Source organism: Vibrio nigripulchritudo ATCC 27043, assembly GCF_000222685.1.
GTDB lineage: Bacteria > Pseudomonadota > Gammaproteobacteria > Enterobacterales > Vibrionaceae > Vibrio > Vibrio nigripulchritudo.
Map to the genome: position 1 here is coordinate 63,998 of NZ_AFWJ01000079.1, position 6,214 is coordinate 70,211.

At 46.2% G+C, this 6,214-nt stretch carries 5 protein-coding genes; all 5 read right to left on the reverse strand.

Annotated elements, in window-relative coordinates; translation table 11 throughout:
- Nucleotides 1–136: 136 nt before the first annotated feature.
- Nucleotides 137–1,321 carry an MFS transporter gene (locus RH89_RS08615; RefSeq protein ID WP_004401130.1) on the reverse strand — a complete coding sequence of 395 codons (1,185 nt, stop codon included), beginning with the start codon at nt 1,319–1,321 and terminating at the stop codon, nt 137–139.
- A 45-nt stretch (nt 1,322–1,366) separates the two neighbouring features.
- Entirely contained in the window at nt 1,367–2,530 is a 1,164-nt protein-coding gene (locus RH89_RS08620) for a DmpA family aminopeptidase (RefSeq protein ID WP_004401132.1), read from the reverse strand.
- A 192-nt stretch (nt 2,531–2,722) separates the two neighbouring features.
- Nucleotides 2,723–3,736: an AraC family transcriptional regulator gene (locus RH89_RS08625; RefSeq protein ID WP_004401134.1), complete on the reverse strand. Its 1,014-nt coding sequence runs from the start codon at nt 3,734–3,736 to the stop codon at nt 2,723–2,725.
- Nucleotides 3,737–3,834: 98 nt separating this feature from the next.
- Nucleotides 3,835–4,746, reverse strand: coding sequence for a LysR family transcriptional regulator (locus RH89_RS08630; protein ID WP_004401135.1), 912 nt, complete (start codon nt 4,744–4,746; stop codon nt 3,835–3,837).
- Nucleotides 4,747–4,909: 163 nt separating this feature from the next.
- Nucleotides 4,910–6,214: chromosome partition protein MukB (gene mukB / locus RH89_RS08635; RefSeq protein WP_004401136.1), on the reverse strand; the 1,305-nt coding region annotated here is incomplete at its 5' end.

Genomic DNA, 6,214 nt, shown 5'->3' on the forward strand with positions numbered 1-6,214 from the left:
ATTGATTTTCCTTATTCCCATAAAAAACACCCTAACGTCTTTTGAATAGGACATTAGGGTGACTAGATTTTTCATTACTTCAGATTTATTAATATCTGAGTTGAAGCGTTGGTTATCTCTATGATGTTTGGAGCTCTTAGCTCACCGTTTCTGCTTTAAAAGCCTCTGAATTACGTATCAATGGCAGTACTGCAATCGCGCTCAATACAAGAGCGACAATTGCTATAGTATTGACGATAGATAAACCGAAGCTTGGTAGCAGTACCCCCACAACTAAAGGACCCGCTGTTAAACCTGCACCTAATGCGGGGATGCTAAGTGCCACCGCTCGACCTGATGAATCTGAATCTGCAACTACAGCAAACAAATACGGTGCACAATAATTCCAAAGGAAGTTAAATATTGAAGCGAGGTACAAGAACGGCATGGTCTCCAGGTCGCCTTGTAAAAGTAAGATAACAATAACTTGAATGCCGATGGTCAGCAAAATAGGAAATAGTCGACCTAGTTTTTCAGCTTGAATCACGGCGCACGCAGCGCCCGCAAGACCTGCTAAGCCTATCGTCCCAAGCAATGCCCCAATATCGCTGTTTGCAATTCCGCCTTCTTCGGCAATGACCTCTAAAAACGCCCACACCGCATTCTCGCCAGCGTAGAAAAAGAACATTGTGCACACAGAAAGCAGAATGACGATATTACGCGTCGACGACGTATCAGAAGATGACGTTACGGACGAGATTGAAACAGACAGCTTCCGAGTCCATATCGGTGACGCAGCAAGCACCAATACACACAATCCCGCGAGCACATAAAATATAACATTGACGCTGCCAACGGAGGCAATGACATTAGGGAAAAAGTATATGCCTAGCGCACTAAAAGAGAGTTGAGCAAACAACAAATACGCAAACGCTCGATCGCTATTTTGTGCCTTACTCAGCGCAATGTTAATAATGGCAGCCAAACTTCCGCTCCCTAATCCACACATCACTCGCACCCACATCAGCACCTCATAGCTGCTTTCATGACTGTCGGACAAATACGCACTGGCAAGATTCCCAGAAATCATTATCCATAACGCAACAAATACGATTTTTGTCCATTGGATATTTTTCAAACACAGCGTCGCTATTAGCCCACCTACAGCAAAGCCTCCTAGCTCTGCTGACAGTAAAAACCCCGCTTGTTCAACCGCCATTCCCGTTTCAACCAACCCACCAACGAAGACGGGGGCGACGAGAAACACGAAAGCAGGTAATACTCCTGCACACGCAAGCATCATGATGGACAGTAAATTGGGATGTTGTATCGAATTATTCATTGCACTTCTCTCTTCAGTCCTTTGACAGATAAATGTGTATTGGTTTTAGTGTCCATCAACTAAACGGTTATGCTTCTTGAGAAGCGAACGCAATTTTTGATGGTCAATTTCATCAAACACCAATCCTTTGGGTTTCACGCTTAATGTCGTTTTTGCTGCCACCATGGCATTCAAAATCGCTTCTTCCACGGCTTGAACCGTCGCCATGTAGAATTCATCTAAATAATGTTCATTCACATGCTCTAAGGGCAGAACTGCATTAGAAACCGTGCCGCAACTGAACGACATGCCATTGTCGTTTGCTGTAGAAAATGCAAGAAAGATATCGCCAGAGTAGTGACCACCAGATGTACCCGTTCTGCCTAACCCTATCGCTGCCCGCTTCGCCAGGCTCTGGAGTTGCAAAGGCAGTAACGGGGCGTCCGTTGCTATGGTTACAACGATGGAGCCTGTGTCTCTTGCGTCGCTGTCCATCGCTTGAAGGATCGGACAATTTTCATTTAAGTATTGCCCTACTGGCACACCAGCCACGTTAAACTCGTGCCTTAAACCAAAGTTGGATTGAACGAAAACACCCACGACAAATTCATGCCCGGGTATACGAACTAGGCGAGATGACGTTCCCGAACCGCCTTTAAATTCGTAAGTTTGCATACCCGTTCCACCGCCCACATTGCCTTCTTCTATTGAACCAGACTGGGCTCGGTTGATTGCTTCAAGCACATCCGATTCAGTGACAAACTGAGCCGTAATATCATTCATAAAGCCATCGTAAGTCTCAGCCACAACGGGCATTGCCCAGGCGTGACCATCTTTGAAGTGCGTATCATAGGTGTCCATCATCCATCGGGTCGCGCCATGGTGCACCATACCGACAGAGTGCGTATTCGTAATACAGACAGGACCGAGGAAATAACCGGCTTCGTTGATCCAGTGGGTGCCTGTCATTTCTCCGTTCCCATTCAGGTCGTACTGACCAGCCCAGACAGGACTTGGGGATTTACTTTTCCCTCTAGGGAGAATGGCGGTCACACCCGTACACATTCTTTTCAACGGGTTAATCAAGGTGGTGTACCCCACTTCCACCCCTTTTACATCGGTAATGGCATTAAAGGTGGCGGTTTCGCCTTCGAATGGAATGCCCAAGTCTCGAGCACGAGGGGCTGAAGAATGATGCGGTGTTTTGGAATTGGAACGAGTTACTGCCATGAAACCTTCTCTTAATTTGAATATCCAAGAACAATTGTGCAATTCACAACTTGTTAACAACTCAAATTAAGATAAAAGGGTAAGAAGCCTCTGTATTGACTTGAAGTGACAACTTAGTGGCACAACGGCGATTCAAGAGTAAACGTTCTGCACATGAGGCAAAAAGAGAAGAGAACAACTTAAGGAAAGCCGCTAGTTTGGAAAAAATAACTCGCGATATTGCGTAGGGGTAATTCCATGCCAGCGTTTGAACGCTCTGTTGAACGCAGCAAGCTCCGAATACCCTAAAGTTAAGGCGATATCGATCATTGAAATGCTGGCTTCATGTAACAACTGACACGCAAAATGACGACGCACATTGTCCACTAGATAGGAAAAGCTCACATCGTGATCCGCTAACCTGCGCTGAAGTGTACGACGGCTCATGCACATGTGCTCAGCGGCTTTATCAATTCCGCATTCTTCATCAGACAAGAGTTGAAAGATGACATCTTCCAGCTCCTGGAAAAAAGACAGCGTTTCAGACTGTTGGTCGATTTTTTCATTCAAATTGCTGCACATAATGTCATACAAACGCTGATCCGATGCGGCAATCTGTGCTTCCAGAATGTGATTTTCTATGGTGACAAAGTTGAATGGCTGTTCTGCAAGAAGCAAAGACTGTGTCTTCTCACTGATGTCTTGTTTTCGCTCACTGTGCGTTAAACCGATGAGTACCGGGCTCCAATCTGGATTACATAAATATTGTATGAGGCGGATAAAAAAGCCTAGAGACATGTGGGTATCATGCGTCGATGCTAAGCCTTCAGAATTCACGCGGTAACACAAATCCATGCAATCAGGGTGATGGAGGCTAGGTCTTAGAAAAACCTCTGTGTGGCTTTGCACCAATTGTACGTAGTCACAAGTGACTGATATGGCGTCTTTGAGACGAGTCGAATTGACAATCGCATACCCCATAATGCCCATGTTACGAAAGTCGAAATCTTTATAGATATCCCAGCCAAAATCCGGGTTTCCCGTCAAGGTTTCCACCCGATTCAGAAACTGATAGAAGTCGCTCAGATAAAGGTAGCTACCGTCTTCCAAGTATTGAACAGCTTCTCCTGGCACTGGTAATAGGTCATCAGAAACCTCTTCATCTAGGGTGCGAAGATAAGCCAAAACCTGATCGGAAAAAATTCTCGAAATCGTACCTGAAACCATGAAATTCAACTATTGCTCAAACAGCCTTTATTTCTAACACAAGCAAACCATCATATAAATGGAAAGCGTTAACCAAATAAGCCACTTCGGAAAATACGCTAGGGTCTGTTGACCTGGTTAAGGGCAGACAAAAACGTTTCTAACACTAAGTTTGCTCGACGCTCTTTACGTGTAATGGAGGCAAAAGGCTGAGAGTAGCCATATTGCTTAGGTAAAATAGCTTTCATTACGCCATCATCAACCCACCTTTGAGCAAAGTGATCAGGCAGATAACCCAAGTATTGCCCTGTAAGTAAAAGAAACGCGATGCCTTCCCTGTCTGTCGCCGTGGCTGCACTTTTCATTGTGTTGTACAACGACTGAATTTTTGGCGTCTGTGCATAAGCTGGGACTATCGCGTCCCATTCAGTGAGATCAACCGATTGAACTGTCTCGGAAAATAATGGATGTCCTGAGCCGCAATAAAGCAGCGACGTTTCGTTATACAAAGGCTCGTATTGAAGCCCAGATAACGTGCGGATATGTGGGATCATTCCAACGTGTAAAGTGCCATCCAGAACCCCTTTTTCGACGTCATTCGGTGGGATCATTCGAATGTTAATGGTGACGTCTGGTCCGGCTTTCTTTAGCTTCGCAAGAGCGTTGGTTATGCGCATTTCCGTCATCGATACCATGTTATCCGTGATACCAATGTTTAATTCACCAACGAGACTCGAATGCAATGTATTAATCTGAGTTTTGAATTCTTCCAACGACGCTAGCAATTGCAGCACGTACTGGTAAACCTGCTGCCCTTCATCTGTCATCGAAAAACCCGACCTCCCACGGTGGCAAAGCTTAAAGCCTAGTCGGATCTCTAGATCTGCCATTGCTGCACTGATCGCAGCGCGGCTGATGTTTAACGCGACTTCTGCTGCCGAAAACCCGCCTGATTCCACGACACAACGAAAAATACGCAGTAGGCGTAGATCGATATCACTGAGTTGACCCGTTAGCGATTTCCTTTTCATAAATCTGTCCGATATTGAGATGCGCTTGTAACTATACCCAAGTAACCTGAAGGTAGAGTTTTGAATCCTACATCCTGATTTTGTTTGAGTACAGAGCAAAAAAACGCCCCCTGAAAGGAGGCGTTATTAAGCGGAATTAACCTTGGTTGCGACAGCTTGGAAGCTAGTCGACTAAATCTGCTTCTTCAAGTGCTTCCTGTGCTACATCACTGGTTTTTGGCGTATTGCCAAAACCACGTAAACCAACCACATGCACGTGCTCATGATCTTTGAACACCTTACGCACCAGTTTATAGGTTGTGCCTTTTTCTGGGCTGATGTTTTCAGGTGCCGCGATCAGCAATTGCATGTCTAATCGGTCACACAGTTCAAAGAGCGTTGAAATAGACTTAGCATCCAGTCGTGCCGCTTCATCCAGGAACAACAAGCGACAAGGAACAATGTCTTTGCTACGCAAGCGGCGTGACTCTTCTTCCCAGCTTTGAACCACCATAAGAAGAATCGACTGACCCGTACCAATCGCCTCACCAGTAGACAACGCACCGGACTCTGCCTGCAACCAACCGTCTGAGCCTCGGTTGACTTCCACACTCAACTCTAAGTAGTTACGGTAATCGAGTAACTCTTCACCGAGCACTTGAGGAGAACGCTGACCCATATCGATATGTGGGTTCACGCGCTGGAACAATTTCGCCATCGCTTCGGAGAAGGTAAAGCGGTTGCTCTCAAACAGATCTTTGTGCTGTTCTTGCTGAGTGGCTAACCCGTTTAGAAGTACCTCATGGCTCTCGCGCACGTTGACATTCAAGCGAACCCCTTTCACCTGACCAAACGAGATATTGGACAAGCCTTGGTTCAACATTCGAATGCGGTTTTGCTCTCGCTGAATGGTCTTCTTGATGATTGCCGCAACAGACTCAGAACTGATTGCCAGACGGTTTTCACGTTGAGTGAGCTCTTCCGTTAAGCGAGCCAGTTCTACTTCCATCTCTTCGATTGCTTCAACCGGGTCATCAGTACGAATGATGTCCTGACGAATACGTTCACGCAGATGCTGATACACCGAAATGTAGAAAAGAACCTTCTTCTCTGGACGAGCATTGTCTTCCGACGCCCGAAGTGCATCACGCAGATCTTCGTTGTCTGCTACTGCTAAACGCAGCGCACCCAATGACTTATCCGACATGGATCGTAGCTCATCAGCCGTCATGTAAGCCAATTCGCGACGGTGTAAGCGACGCTCAACGTCATTTTCACGCGCCAGACGAAGTACTGAACACCAGCCAGCTTTCGCAGCCACCACAAAGGTACGAAGTTCAATATATTCCTTTTGAACCTTCTTCAGTCGTTTCGCCAGAGCTTTCATTTCCAGCTCAGTGGAGGTGATAGTGCGCTCAAACTCGCTCTTACGGTTTCGAGAAGCATGTAAACGCTCTTGCAATTCATCGCGGCGGTTGCGAGCACGCTC